The sequence below is a fragment of the Nocardia sp. CA-129566 genome (genome assembly GCF_050956075.1).
Lineage (GTDB): Bacteria > Actinomycetota > Actinomycetes > Mycobacteriales > Mycobacteriaceae > Nocardia.
This window is the reverse complement of the sequence record NZ_CP192085.1, coordinates 4791062-4815682: the sequence shown is the minus strand read 5'-3', so window position 1 is coordinate 4815682 and position 24621 is coordinate 4791062. Positions and strand designations below refer to the sequence as shown.

22 protein-coding genes are annotated in these 24621 nt (G+C 67.0%); 16 read left to right on the top strand and 6 right to left on the bottom strand.

The window, feature by feature from the left end; genetic code table 11:
* Positions 1-26: 26 nt before the first annotated feature.
* Both otsB and ACQP0C_RS20830 read right to left on the bottom strand, forming a co-directional pair.
* Positions 27-3926: a trehalose-phosphatase gene (otsB, locus tag ACQP0C_RS20835; protein WP_433734606.1), complete on the bottom strand. Its 3900-nt coding sequence runs from the start codon at positions 3924-3926 to the stop codon at positions 27-29.
* A gap of 188 nt (positions 3927-4114) precedes the next feature.
* Positions 4115-4597 (bottom strand): DoxX family protein, encoded by a 483-nt coding sequence (locus tag ACQP0C_RS20830; RefSeq protein WP_433722199.1) that lies wholly within the window; start codon positions 4595-4597, stop codon positions 4115-4117.
* Positions 4598-4801: 204 nt separating this feature from the next.
* Between ACQP0C_RS20830 and ACQP0C_RS20825 the strand changes: the two genes are divergently transcribed.
* Positions 4802-5248: a CBS domain-containing protein gene (locus ACQP0C_RS20825; protein ID WP_433685291.1), complete on the top strand. Its 447-nt coding sequence runs from the start codon at positions 4802-4804 to the stop codon at positions 5246-5248.
* 108 nt (positions 5249-5356) lie between these two features.
* Here the strand turns inward: ACQP0C_RS20825 and ACQP0C_RS20820 are convergent, their stop codons facing one another.
* The gene (locus ACQP0C_RS20820) at positions 5357-6259 is read right to left on the bottom strand and encodes a universal stress protein (protein WP_433722197.1); all 903 of its coding nucleotides are present in this window, start codon (positions 6257-6259) and stop codon (positions 5357-5359) included.
* Positions 6256-6852, bottom strand: coding sequence for a hypothetical protein (locus ACQP0C_RS20815; protein WP_433722195.1), 597 nt, complete (start codon positions 6850-6852; stop codon positions 6256-6258). The genes ACQP0C_RS20820 and ACQP0C_RS20815 overlap by 4 nt, the downstream gene beginning before the upstream one ends.
* 350 nt (positions 6853-7202) lie before the next feature.
* Between ACQP0C_RS20815 and ACQP0C_RS20810 the strand changes: the two genes are divergently transcribed.
* From ACQP0C_RS20810 to ACQP0C_RS20780, 7 genes are all read left to right on the top strand, one after another.
* A complete protein-coding gene (locus ACQP0C_RS20810; protein WP_433722193.1) occupies positions 7203-7910 on the top strand; it encodes a CBS domain-containing protein in 708 nt (235 codons plus the stop codon).
* A 162-nt stretch (positions 7911-8072) separates the two neighbouring features.
* Positions 8073-8993: a universal stress protein gene (locus ACQP0C_RS20805; RefSeq protein ID WP_433722191.1), complete on the top strand. Its 921-nt coding sequence runs from the start codon at positions 8073-8075 to the stop codon at positions 8991-8993.
* A gap of 255 nt (positions 8994-9248) precedes the next feature.
* The gene (locus ACQP0C_RS20800; protein WP_433722189.1) at positions 9249-10103 is read left to right on the top strand and encodes a universal stress protein; all 855 of its coding nucleotides are present in this window, start codon (positions 9249-9251) and stop codon (positions 10101-10103) included.
* Positions 10104-10525: 422 nt separating this feature from the next.
* Positions 10526-11191 carry a DUF2267 domain-containing protein gene (locus ACQP0C_RS20795; RefSeq protein WP_433722187.1) on the top strand — a complete coding sequence of 222 codons (666 nt, stop codon included), beginning with the start codon at positions 10526-10528 and terminating at the stop codon, positions 11189-11191.
* A 1-nt stretch (position 11192) separates the two neighbouring features.
* Positions 11193-12359: a site-2 protease family protein gene (locus ACQP0C_RS20790; protein ID WP_433722186.1), complete on the top strand. Its 1167-nt coding sequence runs from the start codon at positions 11193-11195 to the stop codon at positions 12357-12359.
* A gap of 46 nt (positions 12360-12405) precedes the next feature.
* Positions 12406-14433: an erythromycin esterase family protein gene (locus ACQP0C_RS20785; protein ID WP_433722184.1), complete on the top strand. Its 2028-nt coding sequence runs from the start codon at positions 12406-12408 to the stop codon at positions 14431-14433.
* Between the two features lie 74 nt (positions 14434-14507).
* On the top strand, positions 14508-14780 hold the full coding sequence (locus ACQP0C_RS20780; RefSeq protein ID WP_433722182.1) for a hypothetical protein: 273 nt from the start codon (positions 14508-14510) through the stop codon (positions 14778-14780).
* Positions 14781-14809: 29 nt separating this feature from the next.
* Here ACQP0C_RS20780 and ACQP0C_RS20775 read toward each other — a convergent pair whose 3' ends face one another.
* Positions 14810-15769, bottom strand: a complete 960-nt coding sequence (locus tag ACQP0C_RS20775) for an acyl-ACP desaturase (RefSeq protein ID WP_433722180.1) — start codon at positions 15767-15769, stop codon at positions 14810-14812.
* 246 nt (positions 15770-16015) lie between these two features.
* Here ACQP0C_RS20775 and ACQP0C_RS20770 point away from each other — a divergent pair, with 246 nt between their 5' ends.
* The 3 genes from ACQP0C_RS20770 to ACQP0C_RS20760 all read left to right on the top strand — a co-directional run bounded on the left by ACQP0C_RS20770 (position 16016) and on the right by ACQP0C_RS20760 (position 18689).
* A complete protein-coding gene (locus ACQP0C_RS20770; protein WP_433722179.1) occupies positions 16016-17008 on the top strand; it encodes an Acg family FMN-binding oxidoreductase in 993 nt (330 codons plus the stop codon).
* A 248-nt stretch (positions 17009-17256) separates the two neighbouring features.
* A complete protein-coding gene (locus ACQP0C_RS20765) occupies positions 17257-17784 on the top strand; it encodes a flavodoxin family protein (protein ID WP_433722177.1) in 528 nt (175 codons plus the stop codon).
* A 17-nt stretch (positions 17785-17801) separates the two neighbouring features.
* Entirely contained in the window at positions 17802-18689 is an 888-nt protein-coding gene (locus ACQP0C_RS20760; protein ID WP_433722175.1) for a DUF302 domain-containing protein, read from the top strand.
* A gap of 56 nt (positions 18690-18745) precedes the next feature.
* On the opposite strand, the gene ACQP0C_RS20755 is transcribed toward ACQP0C_RS20760, so the two are convergent.
* Complete coding sequence (locus tag ACQP0C_RS20755) at positions 18746-19666, bottom strand: Acg family FMN-binding oxidoreductase (protein ID WP_433722173.1); 921 nt, start codon at positions 19664-19666, stop codon at positions 18746-18748.
* Positions 19667-19908: 242 nt separating this feature from the next.
* Here ACQP0C_RS20755 and ACQP0C_RS20750 point away from each other — a divergent pair, with 242 nt between their 5' ends.
* The 5 genes from ACQP0C_RS20750 to frdA all read left to right on the top strand — a co-directional run bounded on the left by ACQP0C_RS20750 (position 19909) and on the right by frdA (position 24617).
* Positions 19909-20166 carry an SDR family oxidoreductase gene (locus ACQP0C_RS20750; RefSeq protein ID WP_433722171.1) on the top strand — a complete coding sequence of 86 codons (258 nt, stop codon included), beginning with the start codon at positions 19909-19911 and terminating at the stop codon, positions 20164-20166.
* Positions 20163-21683, top strand: a complete 1521-nt coding sequence (locus ACQP0C_RS20745; protein WP_433722169.1) for an AAA family ATPase — start codon at positions 20163-20165, stop codon at positions 21681-21683. Before ACQP0C_RS20750 ends, ACQP0C_RS20745 begins: the two co-directional genes overlap by 4 nt.
* A gap of 26 nt (positions 21684-21709) precedes the next feature.
* Positions 21710-22357, top strand: a complete 648-nt coding sequence (locus ACQP0C_RS20740; protein ID WP_433722167.1) for a response regulator transcription factor — start codon at positions 21710-21712, stop codon at positions 22355-22357.
* Between the two features lie 263 nt (positions 22358-22620).
* Entirely contained in the window at positions 22621-22854 is a 234-nt protein-coding gene (locus ACQP0C_RS20735; protein ID WP_433722165.1) for a hypothetical protein, read from the top strand.
* 20 nt (positions 22855-22874) lie between these two features.
* The gene (frdA, locus tag ACQP0C_RS20730; RefSeq protein WP_433722164.1) at positions 22875-24617 is read left to right on the top strand and encodes a fumarate reductase (quinol) flavoprotein subunit; all 1743 of its coding nucleotides are present in this window, start codon (positions 22875-22877) and stop codon (positions 24615-24617) included.
* Positions 24618-24621 lie beyond the last annotated feature (4 nt).

Below are 24621 nucleotides of genomic sequence, written 5' to 3'. Positions count from 1 at the left end.
AATATCCGGCCGGTCCGGGCGATGCGCTAGGCCCGAGCCCGGAAGGTCCAGCCGGGGACCAACTGTTCGATCTGTCCGTGGCATTCGATTTCGATCGGTGGCAGGTTTCCCGGCTCTGACCGGACCTCGATGTCGCCACCGCTGACCCGGATGCGGAGTCGGTGCCCGCGGTAGGTGATCGGGAACGTCAGCGCACCGAGCGATGGCGGCCAGTGCGGCGCGAATATCAAACGTTCGCCACGGGTTTCGAGTCCGGTGAAGCAGCGTTGCAGCAGATCGATGCTGCCCGCCATCGCGCCGAGGTGGATACCCTCCGCGGTGGTGCCGCCCTGGATGTCACCGATATCGGACTCGAGGACGCTGTCGAAGAATTCCATGGCGCGGTCCCGGTTGGCGCGGGCCAGTACCCAAGAATGGACGACACTGCTCAGCGTCGAACCATGCGAGGTCCGGGCGAGGTAGTAGTCGATGGTGCGGGGGATCATTTCCGCGGGTAGTTCGTAGCCGAGTTCTCCGAGCAATTCTCGCAATTCGTCGGCGGACAGCAGATAGAACAGCATCAGCACGTCGGCCTGTTTGGCGGCCCGGTAGCGATTGATGTCGTCGCCCTCGGCCTCGAGTATTCGGTCCAGTCGTTGTATGTCGCCGTACCGTTGCCGGTAGCGCGCCCAATCCAGTTCGGCCAGTTGGTCGTAGCCCTCGAACTGGCTGATGACGCCATCATGGAACGGCACGTACATTCGGCGGCCGACATCGGCCCAATGCTGCGGCTCCGATGGCTGCACACCGAGGGTTTCCAGCAACTCGGTGCGTTCGCGCGGCGCGAGCAGGTCCAGTGCGTCGAGTGCCCGGCGCAATGCCCACACTGCCATGATGTTGGTATAGGCATTGTCGTCGATGCCGTCGAAAGGCCGTGCCGGATAACCGGAATGGAACTCGTCCGGGCCGATCACCCCACGGATGCGGTAGCGGTCCCGGGTGGTGTCGTAGGTGGCGATACCGGCCCAGAACCGGGCGATCTCCACCAGCATTTCGGTGCCGCATTCCCGGAGGAACTCGCGGTCGCCGGTCACCTGGTAGTACTGCCACACGTTGTGGGCGATCGCGATTCCGATGTGGTTCGCTCGCTGGCTCGGGTCGGGATTCCAACGCCCGGATCGTGGATTCAGATGCAACTGCTGACTTTCCTCGCGCCCATCGCTGCCGGACTGCCACGGGAACATCGCACCGGCGTGGCCGTTTTCGTGCGCGGCGCGGCGCGCCTCGGGCAAGCGCCGGTAGCGATACCGGAGCAATGATCGGGTCAGGGCGGGAAATCGCAGGTTCAGTACCGGGCAGACGAACAGTTCATCCCAGAACACGTGTCCGCGATACGCCTCACCGTGCAGTCCGCGCGCCGGGACGCCCACGTCGAGGTCGGCGGTATTGGGCGAGAGCGTCTGTAGCAGATGCAGCAGATGCACGCGCAGGACACGCGCCGCGTTCTTGCGGTCGGCGAGCTCGATGGACAGCCGGTCCCACAGGCGTTCCCAGGCCGCGACATGGCCTTCGAGGAGTTGCTCGAATCCGCCCTCGACACCGAGCCAGCGCACCACCTGCTCCTCCGGAGTCGAGATCGCGTGATCACGCCCGGTGCAGACAGCGACCATCTTCTCCACGGTGACCGCCGCCCCGGCGGCCACCTCGACGGTGAAATCGTGTCCGATCGCTGCGTCTTGTTCGACGAATTCTCCGGCACCGACGGTGACTTCCCCGTTCTGCAGGATCCTGCTGCGCGCGGCGAGCGCCACCGGAATTCCGGATTGGCTGGTCCGCACCGTCAGCAATACCGAATCCGCGGACAGTTTCGTCCCCCGGACTCCGGTGAGATGGTCGCCGGACAACCCCCGATAGCGTTCCACCAACAAATTTCGCACGGCCCCGTCGATCGCCGAACGGATCACGAGGCGTCCCGACCAGTTTTCGGCGACGACCGTAGCCCGCAGGGCACAGACATGCGGTCGGTGCATAGCGACCAGCCGGCGCTGCTCGACCGTGGTGATCCGGCCCGCGGCATCGCGGAACCGGAACCGGCGGGTGAGCAGCGCGCGGCGCAGGTCCAGTTCCTGCCGGTAGGACAGCAATTCGGCGGTGTCGACATCGAACCACCCGCCGTCCTCGATCCGGAAGGACACCGGCAGCCAGTTCGGCAGGTTGACCAGACTCTCGTTGGCAACCGTGTGCCCGGCGATCTCGTCGGTGAGCCGGTTGTAGATACCGGCTGCGTAGGTCCCGGGATAGTGGTGCTCCCCTGCCCGTGCTTCCGGCGCCGCGCCACGCGTGGCGAAGTAGCCGTTGCCGACGGTGCACAGTGCTTCGCGGAGTTTCTCTGTCTGCGGGTCGTAACCGTCGAAGACCAGTGTCCAGGCATCGGCCGCGTCCGCGTCGGATTCCCGATGCAAGGTCCCGGCAAGTCGGTCGAGGAGCTTTCTGACCCGGCTCGGTCCGTCCACCGCGAACCAGGCGGCCGTGCGCCGATCGCCATCTTCGCTGTGGCGCACCACGATTCCGATCCCGTGTGCCGTGACCGCGTCGAAGGCGTCCTCGTCGGTCAGATCGTCGCCGAGGTAGATCGGCAGCTCTGGGCGAGGAAGCTGTTCCAGGATCCAGTCCAGCGCCCGGCCCTTGTCCCAGTCCGTATCGGGGCGCAGCTCGGTCACCTTGCGGCCGTTGCAGATGCGGAGCCCGGACTGTTGCGCGACCGCGTGTACGGCGCCGATGACGCGGGCCACAACCTCCGGCGCGGCGTTGCGGTAGTGCACCGCGACGGCGAATCGCTTGTGCTCCACCAGAATTCCGGGAGTATCGGCCATTCGGTGGGTGAGCTCGTCTGCGGCAGCGGCGATGGCGTGCTCGGCGGCCGGTGCCTCGTCGTGCACGTGGTGGCCGCCGTCGGGATCGAGCAATTCGAAGCCGTGGCTGCCCGCGTACCAAATCCCGTCCAGCCCAATCCGTTTGCGCAGGTCTGTGAGATCGCGACCGCTGATGATCGCGACCGGGCAGACACCGGCGAGTTCGGTGATCGCGGCCGCCGCGCCGTCGACGAGTGCGGCGGCGTCCGGATCGGGCACGATGTGGGCGAGTGTTCCGTCGAAGTCCATCAGTACGGCCACATCGACGGTATCGAGTAGGGCCGATATCCGGGGCCAGGATTCCAGCGCACCGGGAATCTCCGACATGCGCCGGAACCCGGCCCGCACCCGCACCTCGGCCAGATCGGAAACCACGACATCGGCTCCGTGCGAACGCAGTTGATCGGCGTGCCCGGTTCGATCGATGCCGATCACCAGTGCGAAACCGCCCCGCCGCCCGGCCGTCACTCCCGCCTCGGCATCCTCGACGACGACCGTGCGGCCCGGATTCGCGCCGAGCCGCCGAGCCGCCTCGACCAACATGGCCGGATCGGGTTTTCCCGGCAGCCGCATGTCTTCGGCGACCATCCCGTCGACCCTTACCGCGAACAGGTCCCCGATCCCGGCCGCATCCAGCACCTGGGCACAGTTGCGGCTGGCCGAGAAGACCGCGGTTCCGATCCCCGCGCCGCGCAGTTCACGCACCAATGCGACGGTGGACTCGAAGACGGGGACGCCGTTGCGGGCCAGCCGATCCCGGAACAGATGATCCTTCCGGTTGCCGAGGCCGCAGACCGTGGCGGCGCCCTCGGGATCGGACGGATCCCCCCAGGGCAGTGAAATGCCACGTGCGGCAAGGAAATCCGCGACACCGCTGTACCTCGGCTTACCGTCGACGAAGCGCTGGTAGTCCGTGGCGGTGAAGGGCGAGTGATCCTGCCCGGGCTCGGCGGGGCGCGACGCCAGGAAGGCGTCGAACAGTTCGGTCCACGCGGCGGCGTGCATCGATGCGCTGTCGGTGACCACCCCGTCCATATCGAAGATCACCGCGTCATATCGGCGCGCGTCGATCAATCCCGCGGCCTGCTCGCCAGCTTCCACAGCTCAAGCCTGGGGCGATTCACCGGCCCGATCAAGAGCCGTAAGTCATGTGGAGCACGGCGTTGACAGGGCCGATCGCACCGTCCTGACGGTACCGATGGCCCAGCGGCCGCAGGTGGCGCTCATCGACGGCCTCCGGCGTCCCGGACCAGCGCGGCATCGGCCGAGTAGGTACCCGCCCCCACGATGAGCAAGAACACGCTGCCGCACAATTGGGCCAGGTCGACGCGGGACTCGTGCACGAAGTCCCACCACCCGGACTTGTCGGTGAACAATGCTGCCTCGCCCCAGAGGATGGGCAATTTGGTGATCAGCAGTGCTCCGACCATATCCACGATCATCGGGATCGCCGCCAAGCGCGTGAGCAGACCAACCAGAATCAGCGCACCGCAGCCGATTTCGAATATCCCGTCGAGTGGGGCAACGAACCCCGCCGCCGGGATATCGAGCTTGTCGAACCGGCCGGTGCCGAGCGCATCGGGCCGCAGAAACTTCAGAATGCCCTCGAAGAGAAAGACCGCGCCGACATACAAGCGGATCAGCACCACCGCGGCGGGCGCGGTGGTCTCAGTGATTCGGGCGAGCCAATTGCCGTTATCGAACATGCGACCTGCCTTTTCGGCCACAATTCTAGGTGGGTCGGAGATCCCGGGTGTACCGGATGCGGTGGTCGGTGAGGCGGGCCCGCTCCGCACATCACCACCGAGCCGCCGAAGCCCGGCCATACGGTGACCTTCGGCCCTGTTCGTCGTAACGTCACCATCGAACGATGAGCGGAGAGCCGGAAACTAGCCACAAGGAGGCCCATCGTGACTACCGCCCAAGACATCATGCGGTCCGATGTGGAATGCATCGGCGTGCGCGACACCATGGACACCGCCGCGCAGCGCATGCTCCGGTATGACGTCGGTGCGCTGCCGATCTGCAACGGGGAGGGGTGTCCCGTCGGCATCGTGACCGACCGCGACATCATCGTCAAGGTTGTCGGTGTCGGCGCGAATCCGAAAACAACCACCGCAGGTGAAATGGCGCAGGGTGCCGATGAGTTGCACACGGTCGAAATCGAGACCGATATCGATGATGTGGTGGCACTCATGGAACGATTCCGGATCCGGCGGCTCCCGGTGACCGAGCACGGCCTGCTTGCCGGCATCATCACCGAAGCCGACCTGGCACGACACCTGTCGGAGGCGACAGTCGGCGAGTTCGTCGAGGCGGTTTGCGCGCCGAACCTCCCGAGCGTCGCCGAGGCTTGATTCGTTCGGAACGCGGAATCGCAGGCTGAGCGCTACGAAGTTCGGGGTGCCCAGCAGGACCAGCGATGCCGCACACGATCCAGCGCGGAACCCGCTACCAGGGCCCGATCAGCGTGAGCGAATGACGATCATCGGGACCTCGACCGAATGCAGCAGGGTATTGCTGGTCGATCCGAGCAGCATGCTCGAGAAACCGCCGCGGCCGTGACTGCCGACGATAACCAGTTGGGCGTTCCCCGATTGGTCGAGCAGTGCGCGAGCGGGCCTGTCGGCCACGGTGATCCGGTGCACCGCCACGTCCGGATAGCGTTCGCCGAAACCTGCGAGACTCTCCGAGAGCAGGGCCTCGGCGACATCGTGGGCGGCATCCCACCCCGCGACGGGCAGGTCCGTTGCGCTGGTGTCGCTCCAGGCGTGCAGAGCGATGAGGTCGACCTTGCGGCGGGAGGCCTCCTCGAAGGCGATGTCGACCGCGGGCACACTGTTGGCGCTGCCGTCTACGCCGACCAGCACCGGCTGGGTCGCCGATACCGCATCGATCGCCGACATCCCGTGGATCACCGCGACCGGGCAGTGCGCGTGATGGGTCACGGCGGTACTGACCGAGCCGAGCAGCCCACGCTGGAACGCGCCGAGGCCCCGGCTACCGACCACCAACATCCCGGCGTGTGCAGAGCGCTCGATCAGTGTCATCGGAACCAGCTCGAACGTCACCTCGGTGGTGATGGCAAGGTCTTCCCCCGGCGCGGCGGTGCGCGCCACACGAGCGGCTTCGGCAACTATGCGCTCGCCGCCGCGCCGCAGCCACTCGGTATCGTCCTCGGTCAGCAGTGCACCCGGCCCGAAGCCGGTGGGAATCGCTACCGAGGTGAGGATATGCAGCGGCCTGTGGTGCAGCGCGGCTTCGACCGCTGCCCAGGCCGCGGCCTGATATGAATTCGCCGACCCGTCGACGGCCGCGAGGATCGGCTTATCCAGTGCTGTCAAATGTGGGGCGGAATCGCCCGTCACGGGCATTCCTCGGCAATCGGGCGACCGAGATTGCGCCACTGCCGGACCCATCCGGTGCTCTGTTGCCGAGGCGCCAGCCAGCCCCCGGCGAGCAGCAGCAGCCATGCGCTCAACCAGAGACCGGCCAGTGCCGCCAGGCTCGCGCCGAGACCGGCCAGTGCTGCCTCGGCCAGACGCGGTGGAGCCGATGTCGGAGCGCCGTCGGGTCCGAGCCATATCGGCACGTCCTTGCCGAGGGCCGCACTGCGGGGCACCCGCACGATCGCGATACCTTCCCGGCCGTTGTCGTTCCATTGCACCGTCGCCTCGAAACGACGTGCCGGAGTCCACACCGGCGGGGTCGTGACCGTCGCGCTGACCACGAATTTCGTCGCCTGCTCAGTCTGAATGCGGGCGGCCTCGGAGGAGTAGACGGCGGTGCCGATCGCCCCCGCTATCGGCACGGCGACGACCACAGCGAGCAACACAACGATCCGCAACAGTGATGCATTTCGATTCAATAGGCGTATCGGCGCGCGCGGGCTTCGCAGCGGCAACAACCACAGCCGGATGAGGCGAGTCCACGAGTCGTGGATCGGGATGACGGCGGACATCTGGGGCACCTCTGTCGACGGCTTCTACTACAACTTCGAGCATCCCGCTCGATCCGATCCGTGGGCAGAGACGAAAGTCATACACCGTTAGGGTCCTCCGACCCGCATCACACTCCGCCCGGATGGCTTCGACCGCGCTCGGCAGCGTGGGATAGAGGTGCTGGTTGCCGCAGAACCCGAAGAAATACGTGCCGACACTGCTTCAGCATTGAGCGCCGCGATCCCCAACGGACGGCCGAAATTCACCAGGTGTCGAAGGTCCTGGCGAATGTCCGACTTCGACCCTGCCGCGCCGATCACGCGGCGCGCATACTCAGCCTGAGCGGGCACGATCGTAGGGAGGATAGATCATGAGACATCAACGAGTTGCCGATGTCATGGCCCGCGACGTGGTCACCGTCCCGGTCGATGCACCGCTCCCGCAGGTGGTCCGTACCCTCGCCGAACGCCGTGTCAGTGGCGCCCCGGTGGTCGACGCGAACGGTTCGGTGGTCGGCATCGTCACCGAGGCCGACCTGCTCGGCAAGCAGGCCAGTGCCGGGGTGGCCGCACAGGCCTCGACATGGCGTCTGTGGCGGCGCAAATTCTTCGGCCGCGGCGTCACCGCACGGACCGCCGCCGACTTCATGAGCGCCCCGGTGATCACGGTGGAGCCCGGCACGCGAGTCAGCGCCGCCGCCGCGATCCTCGCCCGCAACCACATCAAGCGCGCACCGGTGGTAGACGCCGATGGCAGACTGCGCGGCATCGTCAGTCGCAAGGACCTGCTGTCGGTCTACCTGCGCGCCGACGCCGAGCTGGCCGCCGAGATCCGCTCCGAGGTACTCGATCGGGCGATGTGGGTGCCACCGACCGATGTCACCGTCGAGGTATCCGGCGGCGTCGCCACACTGCGCGGAAAGGTGGAACGGCGGAGCATGATCGAGGTCATCACCGCCCTCGCGACGGCGGTGGACGGCGTGGTCGAGGTGCGCAACGAGTTGGTCGCCGACACCGATGACACCCACATTCCGCCATCGACACCGGAGAATGTCGGCATCCTGCATCCCGAACAGTGACACCGCCACGGGTTTTCCGAGCCTCCGCTCACCACCAGTCCGGTGTCCCAATGGCAGTAGCGTCCTTCGGCCTACGGATCGGGGACCATCGCCAGCAGTTGGATCCGTCGGGAATTCGTACCGTTCGGGTATCCGGCTCAGCGCAGATCGAAGGGCTTCGCCATGAATTCTCAGCAGCGCGATAATCCACACCAGCTGGCCTCTGCACCGGTTGTCGTCGGCGTCGACGGGTCCGACGGGAGCCACCTCGCGGTCCGCTGGGCCGGGCAGGTCGCCGCGCTGCGCGGCCGTCGACTGCTCATCGTGCACGGCCTGGATCTCCTCGCGACCCAATCGCTGCTCGGCGGCTACCATGTGGTCCCCACCTCCGTGGTCGAAACCGTCCGTGCCCGCGGGGTGAAGATCGTTACCGCTGCCCGCGGGCTGGCCCACGACGTCGCACCCGAGGTCGAGGTCGCTACCGAGGTATCCGACGCGAGCCCGGCCCGGCTGCTGATAGATCTGTCGAAGTCCGCGTACCTGGTCGCACTCGGCGCCACCGGCAATGCGGGCATTTTCGCCCATCTGGGCTCCACGCTGCTCGCGGTCACCAGCCACGGGCACGGCAGTGTCGTCGTGGTCCGCCCGACCGATGCCGAACGACAGATCCGCCACGACGGGCCCGTCGTCGTCGGTATCGATGGCAGTCCCGTCAGCGAGTCCGCCATCGCGGCCGCGTTCGCCGAAGCGTCCGACCGCGAGACCAAGCTGATCGCCCTACATTCCTGGAGCGAATGGCATTTCGGCGAATTCGCCGGACAGGCCGGCTCCCATATCGATTGGCACGGTCTGGAAATCGCCGAGGACGCGGTGCTCGCCGAACGACTCGCCGGATGGACGGAGAAGTATCCCGATGTCCACGTCACCCGCAAGGTGTACCGGACCAGTCCGATGGATCGGCTGACGGAGTGGTCGAAATCCGCGCAACTGGTCGTGGTCGGCAGTCGCGGCCGAGGCGGTTTCACCGGCCTGCTACTCGGCTCCACCTCCAGCTTCCTGGTGCAGCACGCCCATTGCCCCGCCATGGTCACCCACTCCGGATAGCGGCATAGGCGTCACGCTCCCATGGCCTCATAAAGGAATCGACGATATGAATCCGATGCAGATGTTGTGTCAGATGTGCAGCCTGATGGGCGGTTGCCCGGGCGGCCCGATGTGATTTCCGGACATGGGCCGGTGAACAGAGCGAAGACTGCGCCATCTGGCACCGATGCCCCCTACCGCGCGGGCGGCCGAGCGACGAAGGTGAAGTGGCGGACATAGCCGTTGTGGCGCGACTCTCGGCAAGGAGTGCGAGCGATGAGTACCAGGGCCGACCGCAACATGATCGTTGTCGGCGTGGACGATTCGCCGACGGCGCTGAATGCGGCGCGCTGGGCCGCCTATCTGGCCGGTGCGCTGCACACGCCGCTGCTGATCGCCTGCGCACTGCCGCATGCGGTCAGCCCCGCACACCAGTTGGCCGACCGTATCCATTCGCCACACCTGTCCGATGCCGTCCGCGCGACACTCGAGCGCACCTGCCAGCTCGTGCGCACCTGCGATCCTGATCTGACCGTCAACGCGATAGGTCCGGAAGGCCCGCCAGCCGAAGCACTGGTGGCATTGAGCGCGCATGCGCGCATCGTCGTCGTCGGCGCACGGACTGCTTACGGGGAGCGGCTTCTCGGGCCGACCACAGTGCACGTCGCCCAGCACGCACACTGCCCGGTCGGGGTATGGCGTGGCGCGAATGGCAGGCCCATCCCGCGCGGTAAGCCGGTGGCGGTCGGCGTCGACGGGACCGAGCTCAGCATCCCGGCCCTGGCCCACGGTTTCGAGATCGCCGCGGCGCTCGAGGTGCCACTGACCGCGGTTCACTGCTGGCCGTCACGCATCGAACCGGTGGGCCACCATCTCGACCGGGGCGAGACGGAGCGAACTGTGCTGGCCGAGGCATTGGCGGGCTGGCGCACCGAGTATCCGGATGTCGAGGTCATGGAAATGCCCGTTCCCGGCCTGGCCCGCACGGTGCTGAAGGAGATAGCGCAGGAGGTGCAACTGCTCGCCGTCGGCAGCCACGGCCACCCGACCGCGACGGCGCTGATGTTCGGATCGACCAGCCGGGACCTGCTGCACCACACCACCTGCCCGGTACTCGTATGTCGGTCGTAAAGATACTGTCGTACAACGGAATACAGACTCGTTCGGCCAGTCAACCCTGATCCGGCCACGAGGCGTGAACTCGCGACACGTTCGGTCGTCGTCGATGAGATCGGCCCGCGCCTGTCCGGCTCGCGGCTTGTCGATCGGCAGCCGGCCGATGCGCCGACCGGGACCGTATCCGTCGTATCACCATCGTCTCGGTCCCGAGCACCGCGGGTCAGAGTCTCCGACCTGGACTGGTGCGAAACGTCCGCCACGGATCCGACTCTCGACCCTCGCCGCCGAAAACCGGCACACTGCCGCCATCGGGTCCGCGGATCCGAAAGCAGGACCATCGGCTCACCCGAGGGCACCCTTCGGCCCTAGGTCAGTGGCCGCGCTCAGCGCAGGCTGGGGCCCATAAACACCCGGAAGTACCCAGGAGGCCGACCATGCCGCATCATGACGATCCGCTCGGGCCCGCGGTGCAGACCGCGCACGACTGGCTGCGCGTTGTCGCCGACAGTCTCGATACCGACGACCGGGCCTTCGCCTACCGGGCACTGCGCGCCTGGCTGCACACCGTGCGCGACCGCATCAGTGTCAGCAGCTCGGCGCATCTGGCCGCGCAACTGCCCGAGGTCCTGCGCGGGGCCTATTACGAGGGCTGGGTGCCAAGTCATGTGCCGGCCCGGCACGGGGTCGGCGAATTCATCAGGCAATTCGCCCGCGAAGCCGGTATCGGTGCGGACGAGGTCGGGCCGGTCGCGGGTGCGGTCACGGCGGCGTTGTCGGAGCTGTTCTCCCCCGGCCAGTTGAACCGGATGTTCGCGGTGCTGCCGATGCACCTCTACGGCGTGCTGTGCGGTACGCGGACCGCGGTCGACGAGTCACTGATCGAATGGCAACCGGCCGCCGAGCAGCGCGCGGCCGGTCCGGTCGTCGAGCTCGAGGAGCGGGTGCGGGCGCTCGGCGATGCCGTCGCCGTACTGGCGCGCGGTCTCGAGCGACTGCCCGCGGACACCCCCGATAGGAATCGGTCGACCCAGGCGGCCCAGCAGGCACACCGCATTCTGCTCGCCGAAGGTCTGGTCGGTACCGACACGCGGGAGCGCTGACATGCTGCGTGCGACGATCCCGCTGGGGCGGGTCGCGGGCATTCGGGTCGGCACGCATTGGTCGGCGCTGGTCACCCTCGGCCTGTTCACCTATCTCCTCGGTCGCTCGCTCACCGATAGCTATGGGAACTCGGTGTCGGTCTGGTTGATCGCCGCGACCGGCGCGGTCGGTCTGTTCGCCTCCCTGCTCGCCCATGAGCTGGCACATTCGATCACCGCCCGCCGCCGCGGCACCCGCGTCGAAGTGGTCGTGCTGTGGTTGCTGGGCGGCGTATCCGAACTCGGTGACGAACCGAAGGATCCGCGCTCGGATCTGCGGATCGCATTGGCCGGACCGCTCACCAGCTTGGTGCTCGGCGCCGGGTTTCTCGGTGTTGCCGAGGTGGTCGGCGCGGTGGTCAGCGGGCCGGTGCCCGCGATGCTCGGGTGGCTCGGCGCGACGAATGTCATTCTGGCCATCTTCAATCTGCTGCCCGGCGCGCCGCTGGACGGTGGTCGGGTGCTGCGTGCGCTGGTCTGGAGGCACACCGGAGATCGGTTGCGCGCCGCCACCATTGCCGCGCGCAGCGGTCGGCTCGTCGGGCTCGGTCTGCTGATCCTCGGCGGCGCCGAGCTGCTCTTCGTCGGCGATGGTGGCGGGCTGTGGCTGATGCTGCTCGGCTGGTTCCTGTACTCGGCCGCGAATGGCGAACTGGCCGCCGCCGGACTGCGACATCGGCTGGGCGATACCCGGATTCGCGATGTCATGACCGAACATCCGCTGTCGGTTCCCGCCGACTGGTCCGTCGCCGACCTGCTGCGTTCTCAGATCGTGCATTCCGATCACCGCGTGTTCCCGGTGATCGATCAGGCGGGTCGGCCGATCGGCGAACTCGCCTGGTCCGATCTCGCGGCACTGCCCGCCGCGGCGCGCGAGAGTACGGCTGTGCGCAGAGTCGCCCGTCCGCTGGCGCCGACGGCCCGGGTGGTCGGCGACGAACCGCTCGCCACCGTGGCGTCCCAGGTGGTGCTGCGACCGGACTTCGACATCATCACGGTGATCGATCCGCACGGCCGACTCATCGGCGTGGTCACCGCCACGGATCTGACGCTGGCCGTCCAACGCAGCGCCCTCGGCCTGCCCGTCCACCGACCTGAACGGTATCGACCACCGAATACCACACTCTGACAAGATGATTCGGCCTATGAAGGGGCCGGGCGATGGGAGGCCCGCGATGAGCGATACGCAGGTCCGGCACGAAACATCTCGACCGATCTTCCGAGACCGGCACGAGGCGGGCCGGGTGCTGGCCGAACTGCTGGAGCATTATCGTGGCGATCCGGATGTCCTCGTGCTCGGACTGCCGCGCGGCGGGGTTCCGGTCGCCTGGGAGGTCGCCGCGGCACTCGGCGCACCGATGGACGCCTTGGTCGTGCGCAAACTGGGTGCGCCGGGACATCCGGAGTTCGCGATCGGCGCGCTGTCCTCTGGTGGGCGCATCGTGCTCAACGACGATATGGTGCGCGCGCTGCGGCTGACCGCCGATCAAGTGCGCAGCATCGCCCGCGACGAAGCCGAGGAGATGGTCCGGCGGGAGGCGGCCTATCGCGCCGACCGCGGCCCGATCGAGGTGACCGGACGCACGGTGATCCTGGTCGACGACGGATTGGCCACCGGCGCAAGCATGTTCGCCGCGATTGAGGCGATCCGCGAGGGCGAACCGAAGCGGATCGTGGTCGCCGTCCCCGCCGCACCGGAGTCGACCTGCCGAGAACTGGGCGCATCGGTCGACGAAATGGTCTGCGCGACAATGCCGATACCGTTCCGCGCGGTCGGTGAATGGTTCTGGGACTTCACCCAGGTCACCGACGAGCAGGTGCGCGCCCTGCTGAGCATCTCGACCACCGGCACTGCCGTCCCGCGCATCGACGCCGCAGCGACCGTCGGGGCCGCGGCCATCGACGCACCCGAGGGCATACCACCCACACACGTGCTCGAGGATCTGATCGGCGACGCGCGCTTGGTGCTGATCGGTGAGAGTTCGCACGGCACCAGGGAGTTCTACCGGTCTCGCGCGGCGATCACGCGGTGGCTGATCGAGGCGAAGGGCTTCACCGCCGTCGCGGCCGAGGCGGACTGGCCCGATGCCTACCGGGTGAATCGATACGTGCACGGGCGCGGCACGGACGCCACCGCCGGGGAGGCGCTGCGCGGATTCGAGCGCTTCCCGGCCTGGATGTGGCGCAATACCGAGGTCCGCGAATTCGTCAGCTGGCTGCGCGCCCACAACGCCGAGCAGCGGCGCGGCGACCAGCCGCAGACCGGGTTCTACGGTCTGGACCTCTATAGCCTGCACCGCTCGATGCAGGAGGTCGTGAACTATCTCGACCGCGTCGATCCCACCGCCGCGCAGCGCGCCAAGACACGCTACGCCTGCTTCGACCACGTCGCGGGCGACGATGCCCAGACCTACGGTTTCGCGGCCGCCTTCGGTGCGGGCAAATCCTGTGAGGCCCAGGTGATCCGGCAGTTGCTGGAGTTGCAGCGTCTCGCGATCGCCCGCGGCGAGCTGGAACCCGTCACCGCCGACGAACTGTTCGACGCACTGCGCAATGCCTGGTCGGTGCGCGACGCCGAGGCCTACTACCGGGCCATGTTCGGTGACCGGGTGTCCTCGTGGAATCTACGCGACCGGCACATGGCCGACACCCTCGACGCACTCGCCAACCATCTGAGCCGTTCCGGTGCGCGCGCCCCGGCTCGAATCGTGGTGTGGGCGCACAACTCTCACGTCGGCGATGCCCGCGCCACCGAAATGGGCGGCGAGGGCCAACTCACCCTCGGCCAGCTGGTGCGTGAACGCCACGGCCAGGACTGCCGTCTCATCGGCTTCAGCACCTGCTCGGGCACGGTGACCGCCGCCGAGGACTGGGGTGGGCCTGCCCGCCGCGAAACCGTGTGCACCGCATTGCCTTCGAGTCTGGAGGAACTGCTGCACGACACCGGTGACTCGGAATTCCTACTCCGCATGGACCTTTCCGGCGAAGCGGGAGAACTGCTGCGCCACCCCCGGTTGATGCGCGCGATCGGTGTGGTCTACCGGCCGGGTACCGAGCGCCAGAGCCACTACTTCCACACCCGCCCCGCCGACCAGTTCGACGCACTCGTCCACATCGACCGCACCACCGCGCTGGAACCGTTGGAGCCGACCAGCGACTGGATCACGGGCACCACGCCGGAGACGTACCCGTCCGGTCTCTGACCGACCACCGTCGGCACACATCATCGCCGTCGTTCGACCGTGCTGACGGCGATGCGCCTGGCCGGGCACCATCGGTGCACAACACGCAGCCGTGGCGCGGGGTCTTCGACGGCATCCGGCTGCACCTATATCGTGATAACGACCGGTTGCTGACCTCGGCGGACCCACTGGGCCGGCAGTTGGTGATCAGCTGCGGCGCGACGCTGCACCACGTGCGCACCGCCTTCGCCGCCGAGGGGTGGCACACCGACACCACGCGACTGCCCGATGTCGGACGCTCCGACTACTTGGCAATATGCGTCGCCCAGCGAAAGCGACAGCCGGTAGTTCACTCCGGGACCCGCTGAGGGTCAGCGGGTCCCGGGCGGCCTATCGATCAGGCACGGGCATGTTCGCGCGCCAACGCGCGGTCGCGCTGTTCCTCGAAGCGCGGGATCTTTACCCGCTGCATATCCTCTAGAAACGCGGCGAGCCGCTCTCGGATCTGTTCACCGCGTGCGCTGAAGTCGGTGCGGCCGAACAGATTCCACTGCCGCAATACCGGCCCCAGCACCTCTTCGAGGTGCTGGCGCAGGTCGTAGACACCGTGTTTGGCCATGAGCACGCCATTGCGGCGGAAGTTCGGCATACCGGCGCCGGGCATCCGGAAGTTCTCGACGATATTGGCAATGGCCTCGATTGCCTGATCCGGCACCAGATCCAGTGCCGCGCCACACATGGTGCGATAGAAGATCATGTGCAGGTTCTCGTCGGCGGCGATGCGCTGCAGCATCTTGTCGGCGATCGCGTCTGCACACACTCGGGCGGTGTTGCGGTGGGCAACCCGGGTGGCCAACTCCTGAAAGCTCACGTAGGCGACCGAATGCAGGAATCCGGCACCGCTGTCGACTTCGGCCTCGCCGACCCCCGACGAGAAGCCGCTGGTCATATGCACCATTCTGGCCTGTTCCAGCGCGACCGGATCGACGCCGCGGGTCACCACCAGGTAGTCGCGAATCACGGTGCTGTGGCGCATTTCCTCGGCGGTCCACCGGCCGACCCAGGTGCCCCATGCACCATCGCGGGAGAAGTTCTCGGCGATCTCGCGGTGGTAGGAGGGCAGATTGTCCTCGGTGAGCAGATTCGTGATCATCGCGGCCTTCGCGACCTCGCTCAGCCTGGATTGTTCGGCCTCCCAATCTGTTCCGCCGAGGGCGGCGAAGTTTCGCCCTTCGTCCCATGGCACGTAGTCGTGCGGATGCCAATCCTTGGTCATCGATAGGTGGCGGTGCACGCAGTCCTCGGCCATCGGCTCCAGTTCGGCGAGTATTTCGCGTTGGGTCAGCTCACGCGTCAATTGGTATTGCCTACCTTTCCTTCTCGATGAGTCCGTGGGCATCGGACCCCCATGCCACCACCGCGGCCCGGTGCCGCCCAGGGGCGACGGTCCTCGGCAACCCAGGACCGAATGCCCTCATCTCGCGGCCGCGAGCATGACCTCGGACGCAGCGGTGGGCCGACTCGCGCCGATGGTGACAATGGACCCTCAATCCGGTGCGCAATGCCCGTCGCGACCGCTGCTGTCGGCGCCGACACTCGAAGCATGAACACAAGCGATCGTGCGAGCACACCCGATCTGGAGGCGGTGCGATTGGCGCTGATGCTCGCCTGTCGGGCCCCCTCGGTGCACAACACCCAGCCATGGCACTGGGTGTTCGACGGCGCGCGACTGCGGTTGCACACCGACACCGATCGGCAGTTGCGCTCGGCCGACCCGCTCGGCAGACAACTGGTGATCAGCTGCGGTGCCGTCCTCGACCATGCGCGCCTGGCCTTCATATCGATGGGTTGGTTCGCCGAGGTCACCCGATTCCCCGATCCGAATGTGCCCGGGCACTTGGCCACCCTCGAATTCCGGCCGTGGCCGGGCGCGTTGAATACGACCGCCGCCCGGATCCGCGCCATCCGCCGACGCCGCACCGACCGGTTGCCGATGCTGGCACCGCCCGGCTGGCCCGACGTGCTCGCCGCGGTCCGCGAACTGGCCCGGCCACATCATGTGTCGGTCGATGAGATCGCCGAGAGCAACCGGCCACGGCTGGCCGCGGCCACCGAGCACGCCACCGCGCTGCGCCGCTACGATATGCCGTATCAAACCGAATTGCATTGGTGGACAGGGCATTCGGAGGTTAGGGAGGGTGTCCCGATGGCCGCGCTGGTATCGGATGCCGAGGCGGCCAGGGTCGATGTCGGGCGTCCCTTCCCGCCCGCGCCGTATTCGGGCCGCCGCGACCATCTCGAGGACCGGGCCCGGCTGGTGGTGCTCAGCACCCTTGGTGAGACGCCCGCGCAATGGCTGCATGCCGGCGAGGCGCTCTCGGAGGTGCTGCTCGAATGCACCGCACGCGGCCTGGCCACCTGTGCACTGACCCACATCACCGAACTCGCCACCAGCCGATCGGTGATCACCGACCTGATCCCCCACCCGGACCTACCCCAGGTCGTGGTCCGTATCGGCACCGCACCCGAAGACACCGACCCCACCCCGACACCACGGCGCCCGCTCGACGAGGTTCTGGAGATCAGCGCCGTCTGAGCGCCCACTTCGCATCCGCCTCGTCGCCACGATCACTGTCGGCAAGGTCGGAACCAACAGGTGGACGCCGGTCTTCGCGGCCAACACGGCCGCAGCCAGATCAAGAATGGGCGCCAGCACGGCGCGGTCGGCGCGGGAGGACGGCCGAAAGTCCCTCGGCGTGCGTCGGTTGGGCACTATGCGTGGACCTTGCGCGGACGTAGCGTCGGGGCAAAGAGTTCCGCGGGTAGTGGGCAGAGGAGAGCGAGATGCGCGCCCGGGTCGTCTACGAATCGATGTTCGGCAATACCGCAGCCATCGCCAAGGCCATCGCAGCGGGATTGGGCGAATACGGCGAGGTCGAGGTGCTGGATGTGGCGAGCGCCGCCCAGCGCCCCGCGCCGACGGTGGACCTACTCGTGGTCGGCGCTCCTACACATGCTTTCGGGATGAGCCGGACTCGAACCCGGCGTGACGCGGCAGCACGGACCGAGGCGCCGGTCACGGTCGACATCGGTATGCGGGAATGGCTGGACGCGGCGCTGCCGGTGCTGCCGGGCTCGCGGGCCGCGGCTTTCGGCACCAAGACCGCGAAACCGTCCTGGTTGCCCGGATCAGCTGCGCGAGGTGCCGGAAAACGGCTGCGGCGCTTGGGATATGAACTGGTGGACGCGCCGGCGGACTTCCGCGTCGAGGGCACCCTCGGCCCGCTCGCCGCAGGCGAGTTGGAACGCGCGCAGGCCTGGGCCGGTCGCGTGGCCCGCACTGAGCTCGACCGCGGCGCGGCCCGGTCCTGAGATCGGCGGAGGCGGCAATGGCGTACCGGGTCGAGGTCGTCGAATCGAACACCACCACCATGCTCGAGCTGCGCCGCATTGTGCGCGCCGACCAAGCGGGCGACGATGTCCGCGCGGGCATGCGGGCACTCTACGAGCTGGCCGAGCGCACCGGACTCGTTCCGACCGGAGCCCCCTCGACGACGTATTTGGGCATGCTCGGACCAGGTATGACCACCGAGGTGGACTTCGGCCTTCCGGTGACCGAGGCCGCACTCGATGACACCGCCGAGCAACTCAGCCTGCGCCATCTCGAACCGACCTTATTCGCCAGCATCAGACACCACGGCGACTACCACCGCATCGGTGACGCCTACCGCGCACTCGACGACTGGATCCGCCGCTCCAACTATCAACCGGTTGGACCGCCGACCGAGGTGTATCTGATCGCACCGGATGCGGCGGTACGATCTGGTGATCTCGTGACCGAGATCCGCAGGCCCGTCGCCGCCGCCCTCGCTATCCGGGTACCGGCACTGTTCGCCGATACCGTCTCGGAGCTTCGAAAGGCGTTGGCCGAGCAGGGATTCGGCATCATGACCGAGATAGACGTGCGCGCCACGCTGCAAACCGAACTCGACGTGCGTATGGACGACTATCTGATTCTCGGTGCGTGCAACCCGGTGCTCGCGCAGCGGGCGGTGGCCGCCGATCCCCGGGTCGGCCTGCTGTTGCCCTGCAATGTGGTGGTGCGCACCGACGGCGACGCCGTACTCGTCGAGGCGGTCGACCCGGTGTTGCTGCTGTGCGGCGAGGTGCTGCACCACACCGAGCAGCCCGAACTGCGCGCGGTGGCCCGAGAGTCGCGCGAACGCCTGGCAGCTGCCCTTGACCTTGTCGAAAAGCGCTTGCCGGATACGAAATAGCCGCAGTCGCGAGTGGCCGGATCAGGTGATCGGGTGGTCGTGGACCGTCCGATCGTTCAGCATGATGCCACCTCAGTGGCGTCGAAGGGATCCAATACGTCCTCGACCGGCCGCCGCGGCGTGACGGGCAGCGTCTCGGCACCCGTCGGCGCCCAGCCGATTCTGATCACGGCCTGGGGATAGCCGTAGTCGTCGAGGACGCCGACGCGGACCCGGTGCCGCATGGCCGGGATTTCGAGCGGTTCGGTCAGCAGACAGGTGGCCAACCCGATATTGGTCGCGGTCAGTAGCACCGCGCTCAACGCCTCGCCCGCGCACAGTCGCGAGAGTCGATCGTCGGCCGAGGTGCTCAGGACGAGGAGTTCGGCGCAATCGGGCTCGTGCGCTTCGTCGGACCATTGCACGCCATCATGCCTGCCACTCCACTCGGCCAGCTCGAGTGAATAGCCCGGGTCTCCCGCGTGCCGCTCGGCCGCGGCCCGCATCGCTTCGACCAAGCAGTCCCGCGATCTATCGGTCACCTGCCGCACGATCGCCCCCAGGGTCGCGGCGCGCTCGGTGACCAGCCCGAGGTATCCCGGCGGCACCGGCCACGAGCTGAAGTGCCTGCGATCGGTCCGCCTGCGACCGATGGCGGCGCTCAGCTCGATTTCGTGGGCAGTCGGCCGATGCCGTACCAGTTCGATCGATGCCAGGTGATTCGGTTGCGCCGGATTCGGCAGCCGGTGCACCACGGCCGACCAGCCGAGCGCCGCGAACGCGACCCGCAGATGATGCAGCGCCGCACCACAACTCACGACGAGATCACGTTGATCGGGGTCGGTCGAGGGGAGCGCCCGGGCCGGGTCCAGATACAGGTGCACGCTGCGGTCTCCGATCCGCCACCGCCACGGTTGAGTGTTCTGCGCCGACGGCGCCCGGATCGCGAGCTCCAGCGCCGCCCGCACGATGTGATCGTCGGGCAGTCCGTGATCCATTGCCGTCGTCCTTCCCCTCGTCCTTGGTCTCGTTTCACGGTTCCACCGCCACGGTGCCCCGGTAAGAGCAGGACGACCTCTTCTTGCGGGACTTCGGATGATGCTTGCCCGGATTCGCACACCGGTCCGGAAGTCCCGCCACATCGATGACCTTTGGCCATCACGCGGTCGCACTCGTTGCGAAATCCTGAGTGCATCGGCGAGACGCGATACATGCGTCGACAAAGACGGAGGTTCGCACCATGCCCGAATTCCATGGACGCAGCGCCGTCGGCCCGGGCGGCATCGGCGCGGCCATCGCACATCCGCCTGTCGAGTCCGGCGCAGGTGTCGTCGCCGCCGATCTCCTCGATGCCGAGGGCGCGGCGACGGCCGAATCTGGTGGCGCGACCGCGATATTGCGGCACCTCGACGTCACCGACGAACACCACTGGCGACAGGTACTCGACGACGCCGAAGCGAACTTCGGACCGGCCGAAGCGCACGGAACATGGCGATGAGTACGGCCGCTGCCGCGCAACTGCGGGAAACCCATACCGGCGTCGTGGTGCTGTGCGGGGACCGGGCGTACAAAACGAAGAAACCGATCGTCACCGACTTCCTGGATTTCAGCACGACCGAGCTGCGCGAGCGCGCCTGCGCCCGGGAAGTCGAGCTGAATCGGCGATTGGCACCGGATGTATATCTGGGCGTCGCGCACCTTACCGATCCGACGGGCGGCCCTGACGAACCGGTCATCGTCATGCGGCGGATGCCAGAAGACCGGCGATTGTCCAACATCCTGGCCGACCCGATCGTGCGCGGGCCGGAACTGGCCGCGCTGGTGGGGGTGCTGACCCTGTTCCACCGCACAGCTCGGCGCGGTCCGGAGATCGATCGCGCCGCAACACCGGAGGAACTGCGCGGCCGGTGGCGCCTGCTGCTGGACAGTCTCGTCGGACATTCGGCCGATGTCGTCGAACCAGCACGGCTCGCGCGGATCGATGAACTAGCGATGCGCTACATCGATGGCCGAAATCCGTTGCTGGCGAACAGGATCGCCGATGGTCGCATCGTCGACGGGCATGGTGACCTGCTCGCCGAGGACATCTTCGACCTCGCCGACGGCTTTCGGGTGCTGGACTGTCTGGACTTCGACGATCGACTGCGCTACGTCGACTGCCTCGACGACATCGCCTTCCTGGCCATGGATCTGGAATTCCTCGGCCATCGCGAGTTGGGTGATCGACTGCTCGAGGAGTATCTGCGCGCCACCGCCGACCCGGCACCGGTGTCGCTGCGCGATCACTACCTCGCATATCGCGCACTGGTCCGTGCGAAGGTCGACATCATCCGCTTCGGCCAAGGCGACACGGCCGCACGCGAGCGGGCACGCCGGCACGTGCGGATCGCGGTGGGCCACCTCGAGCAGGCGGCGGTGCGACTGGTGTTGGTCGGCGGTCTGCCCGGTACCGGGAAATCGACGGTGGCCGCCAACCTTGCGCTGGCCACCGGTGCGGTCGTCATCGCCAGCGACCATGTGCGCAAGCAGTTGCTGGCCGGGCACCAACTGACGGGTTCGATCGGGACCTACGGCGCGGGCGCCTACGCACCGGCGGGCAAGGCACGCGTCTACACCGAGATGCTGACCCAGGCCCACACCCTGCTGGGCTCCGGTGTGTCGGTGATCCTCGACGCCAGCTGGATCGACGCGACCGAACGACAGCGCGCGGCCACACTCGCCGAACGAACACACACCGACCTGGTCGAGCTGCGGTGCGTCTGCCCACCCGCGCTGGCCAGCGACCGGATTCGCCAGCGCGCGGCCGGCGAATCCGATGCCACACCCGATATCGCCATGGCCATGGCGGAGGCGACCGCCGCGTGGCCGGACGCGATCACTCTCGACACGACCATGCCGACGGACCACACCGCGGCCGCCGCGATGCAGGCGTGGCAGCGAACCGAATCGATACATCAAGGGATTTATGCCGATCCCGCGACCATCTCCGACGCGCCGAGTCTGCTGGCTCAGTAGTCTCGAATAGTAGGAGGTGTGCGGTGATGACCAGTGTCTTCTTGGTCGATGACCACCACATCGTGCGCCGCGGTGTGAAGGATCTGATCGATAGCGAACCCGATCTCGATGTCATCGGCGAGGCGGGCACCGTCGCGCAGGCCATGGCTCGCATTCCCGCGCTACGCCCGGAGGTCGTGGTGCTGGATGTTCGCCTCCCCGACGGCAATGGCATCGAACTGTGTCGTGAACTGCTGAATCAGCATCCGGAGCTGCACTGTCTGATCCTCACCTCGTTCACCGACGAGGAGGCGATGCTGGATGCGATTTTGGCCGGGGCCAGCGGATATGTGGTCAAGGACATCGGCACGGTGGAGCTGGTCGAGGCCATTCGCGAGGTCGGCGCGGGCAAGTCCCTGCTGGACAATCGTGCGGCCGCCGCCCTGATGGCGAAGCTGCGCGAGGAGGCCGGGGCCAAGAACGGGGTGGTGGCGAACCTCAGCGAACAGGAGCGCACGCTGCTCGGTCTGCTGGGTGAGGGGCTGACGAACCGGCAGATCGCCAGTCGGATGTTCCTGGCTGAGAAGACCGTCAAGAACTATGTCTCGCGACTACTGACCAAACTGGGGGTCGAGCGTCGCACCCAGGCCGCGGTGCTGGCCTCCAAACTCAACGAGCCCTCCAAGCACGAGTGAGTCAGCCGACACGATCAGATCGACCGATTGCTAGAGGCGATGCTGGTGGTCACCGCCGGGCTCGACCTCGACGACGCTCCGCGCTCGATTGTGCACACAGCCATCGAAATGGTGGAGTCGGATCGGTTCGTGGACGGCGCATCGGCGCAGGTGACGGCGTCCGCCAAGCCCGCAACGCCCGCTGCGGCGTCGATGCAATGGGCGTACGCTTATGTATCTACACCGGCCAGTAAGGTGTGCCACCGGTTCGCCGGGAGGTGGAGATGCTCAGCATCACCGAGCAGTTCAGCATCGAACGCGCCCCATGCGGGAAACAGCGGGGCGGGGCTCGTCACCGCGAAGACGACGAAGCGGGCCTGCTCATCGACGATCTGCATTACGACTGTGGCTGCCGCAAGATTCGGCACGAATACCACGACGGCAGCGTTCGGATCGAAACGGTCCGTCATGACGGCAAGGTCCTGATGGACGAGCACAGCGCCGATTTCGAGGTCTGACGCACGACGGTGGTGCCACCATGAACGCTTCTCACGATGTCGTGATCGTCGGTGGGGGCGGCGCGGGGCTGCGTGCGGCCATCGCCATCGCCGAACACAATCCGCAGTTGAGCATCGCGATCGTTTCCAAGGTCTATCCGATGCGCAGCCACACCGTCTCCGCCGAGGGTGGTGCCGCCGCTGTCGCCGGTCCCGGCGACAGTCTCGACGAGCATGCATACGACACGGTCTCCGGCAGCGATTGGCTCTGTGACCAGGACGCCGTTGCGGCCTTCGTCGAGGAGGCACCGCGGGAGCTGCTGCAGCTGGAGCATTGGGGCTGTCCATGGAGCCGCCGATCGGACGGGCACATCGCGGTACGGGCGTTCGGCGGCATGACGAACAACCGCACCTGGTTCGCAGCCGATAAGACCGGTTTCCACTTGCTGCACACCCTGTTCCAGACCGCACTGTCGTATCAGGACATCGTCAGATACGACGAATGGTTCGCCACGACATTGCTCGTCGACGACGGCAAGGTGGGCGGTATCGTGGCCATCGAACTGGCCACCGGACGCGTCGAGACCATTCTCGCCAGCGCTGTCATCGTGTGCACCGGTGGCTGTGGCCGGGTGTATCCGTTCACCACCAACGCCAACATCAATACCGGCGACGGCATGGCGTTGGCCTACCGGGCGGGCGCGCCGCTCAAGGATATGGAGTTCGTCCAGTACCACCCGACCGGCCTTCCGTTCACCGGCATCTTGATCACCGAGGCGGCGCGCGCGGAGGGCGGCTGGCTGCTCAACAAGGACGGCTACCGCTATTTGCAGGACTACGACCTCGGGACGCCATCACCGGTGCCGGTGATGCGGAGCATGGAACTCGGGCCGCGGGACCGGCTGTCGCAGGCCTTCGTGCACGAACTCGACAAGGGCCGGACCATCGGCACACCGTACGGACAGGTCGTCCACCTCGACCTACGCCACCTCGGTGCGGATCTCATCGATACGAAGCTGCCGTTCGTGCGCGAGCTGTGCTCGAAGTACCAGAACATCGACCCGGTCCGGGAACTGATCCCGGTACGTCCCGTCGTCCACTACATGATGGGCGGCATCCACACCGACATCCATGGCGCGACACCCCTGGCGGGCCTGTACGCCGTCGGTGAGGTCGCATGCGTCAGTATCAACGGCGCCAACCGGCTCGGTTCGAATTCGCTACCCGAGTTGCTGGTTTTCGGTGCGCGAGCCGGTCGCGCCGCCGCCGAGTACGCGAGCTCGACCACGGCCAGCCGGGCATCGGCGGTCCTGGCACGCGGCCGCGCCGAACAGGACCGGCTGGAACGAGGCCTCACCCGACATGCCGAGGGAACCGAGCGCATCGCCCAGATCCGCACCGAGATGCAAGAGACGCTGGAAACCAGTGCCGGGATCTACCGGGACGGCGACTCCCTCGCCGAGGCGGCCGAGAAGGTGCGCGAGCTTCGCGATCGCTTCGGCCGCGCTCGACTCGATGACCACAGCCGGGCGTTCAATACCGAACTGGTGGCGATGCTGGAACTGTCGTGCATGCTCGATGTGGCCGAATGCATCGTGGCCTGCGCGCTGGCACGGGAGGAATCCCGGGGTGCGCACCAACGGACCGATTTCCCCGCCAGGAACGACGAGCGGTTCCTGGCCCATTCGGTGATCAGTCGACAGCCGGACGGTTCGGGCCGCGTCTCGTACCTCCCGGTAACGATTACTCGCTGGCCTCCGGGCGAACGCGTATATGGGAGGTGATGGC

Excerpts from the sequence above, each read along its gene's own strand:
- ACQP0C_RS20800 (WP_433722189.1), top strand. The coding sequence starts at position 9,249 with ATGAGTACCAGGGCCGACCGCAACATGATCGTTGTCGGCGTGGACGAT.
- ACQP0C_RS20795 (WP_433722187.1), top strand. The coding sequence starts at position 10,526 with ATGCCGCATCATGACGATCCGCTCGGGCCCGCGGTGCAGACCGCGCAC.
- ACQP0C_RS20770 (WP_433722179.1), top strand. The coding sequence starts at position 16,016 with ATGAACACAAGCGATCGTGCGAGCACACCCGATCTGGAGGCGGTGCGA.
- ACQP0C_RS20830 (WP_433722199.1), bottom strand. The coding sequence starts at position 4,597 with ATGTTCGATAACGGCAATTGGCTCGCCCGAATCACTGAGACCACCGCG.
- ACQP0C_RS20745 (WP_433722169.1), top strand. The coding sequence starts at position 20,163 with ATGAGTACGGCCGCTGCCGCGCAACTGCGGGAAACCCATACCGGCGTC.
- ACQP0C_RS20805 (WP_433722191.1), top strand. The coding sequence starts at position 8,073 with ATGAATTCTCAGCAGCGCGATAATCCACACCAGCTGGCCTCTGCACCG.
- ACQP0C_RS20755 (WP_433722173.1), bottom strand. The coding sequence starts at position 19,666 with ATGGATCACGGACTGCCCGACGATCACATCGTGCGGGCGGCGCTGGAG.
- otsB (WP_433734606.1), bottom strand. The coding sequence starts at position 3,926 with ATGGACGGGGTGGTCACCGACAGCGCATCGATGCACGCCGCCGCGTGG.
- ACQP0C_RS20750 (WP_433722171.1), top strand. The coding sequence starts at position 19,909 with ATGCCCGAATTCCATGGACGCAGCGCCGTCGGCCCGGGCGGCATCGGC.
- ACQP0C_RS20790 (WP_433722186.1), top strand. The coding sequence starts at position 11,193 with ATGCTGCGTGCGACGATCCCGCTGGGGCGGGTCGCGGGCATTCGGGTC.
- ACQP0C_RS20735 (WP_433722165.1), top strand. The coding sequence starts at position 22,621 with ATGCTCAGCATCACCGAGCAGTTCAGCATCGAACGCGCCCCATGCGGG.
- frdA (WP_433722164.1), top strand. The coding sequence starts at position 22,875 with ATGAACGCTTCTCACGATGTCGTGATCGTCGGTGGGGGCGGCGCGGGG.
- ACQP0C_RS20815 (WP_433722195.1), bottom strand. The coding sequence starts at position 6,852 with ATGTCCGCCGTCATCCCGATCCACGACTCGTGGACTCGCCTCATCCGG.
- ACQP0C_RS20785 (WP_433722184.1), top strand. The coding sequence starts at position 12,406 with ATGAGCGATACGCAGGTCCGGCACGAAACATCTCGACCGATCTTCCGA.
- ACQP0C_RS20765 (WP_433722177.1), top strand. The coding sequence starts at position 17,257 with ATGCGCGCCCGGGTCGTCTACGAATCGATGTTCGGCAATACCGCAGCC.
- ACQP0C_RS20810 (WP_433722193.1), top strand. The coding sequence starts at position 7,203 with ATGAGACATCAACGAGTTGCCGATGTCATGGCCCGCGACGTGGTCACC.
- ACQP0C_RS20760 (WP_433722175.1), top strand. The coding sequence starts at position 17,802 with ATGGCGTACCGGGTCGAGGTCGTCGAATCGAACACCACCACCATGCTC.
- ACQP0C_RS20740 (WP_433722167.1), top strand. The coding sequence starts at position 21,710 with ATGACCAGTGTCTTCTTGGTCGATGACCACCACATCGTGCGCCGCGGT.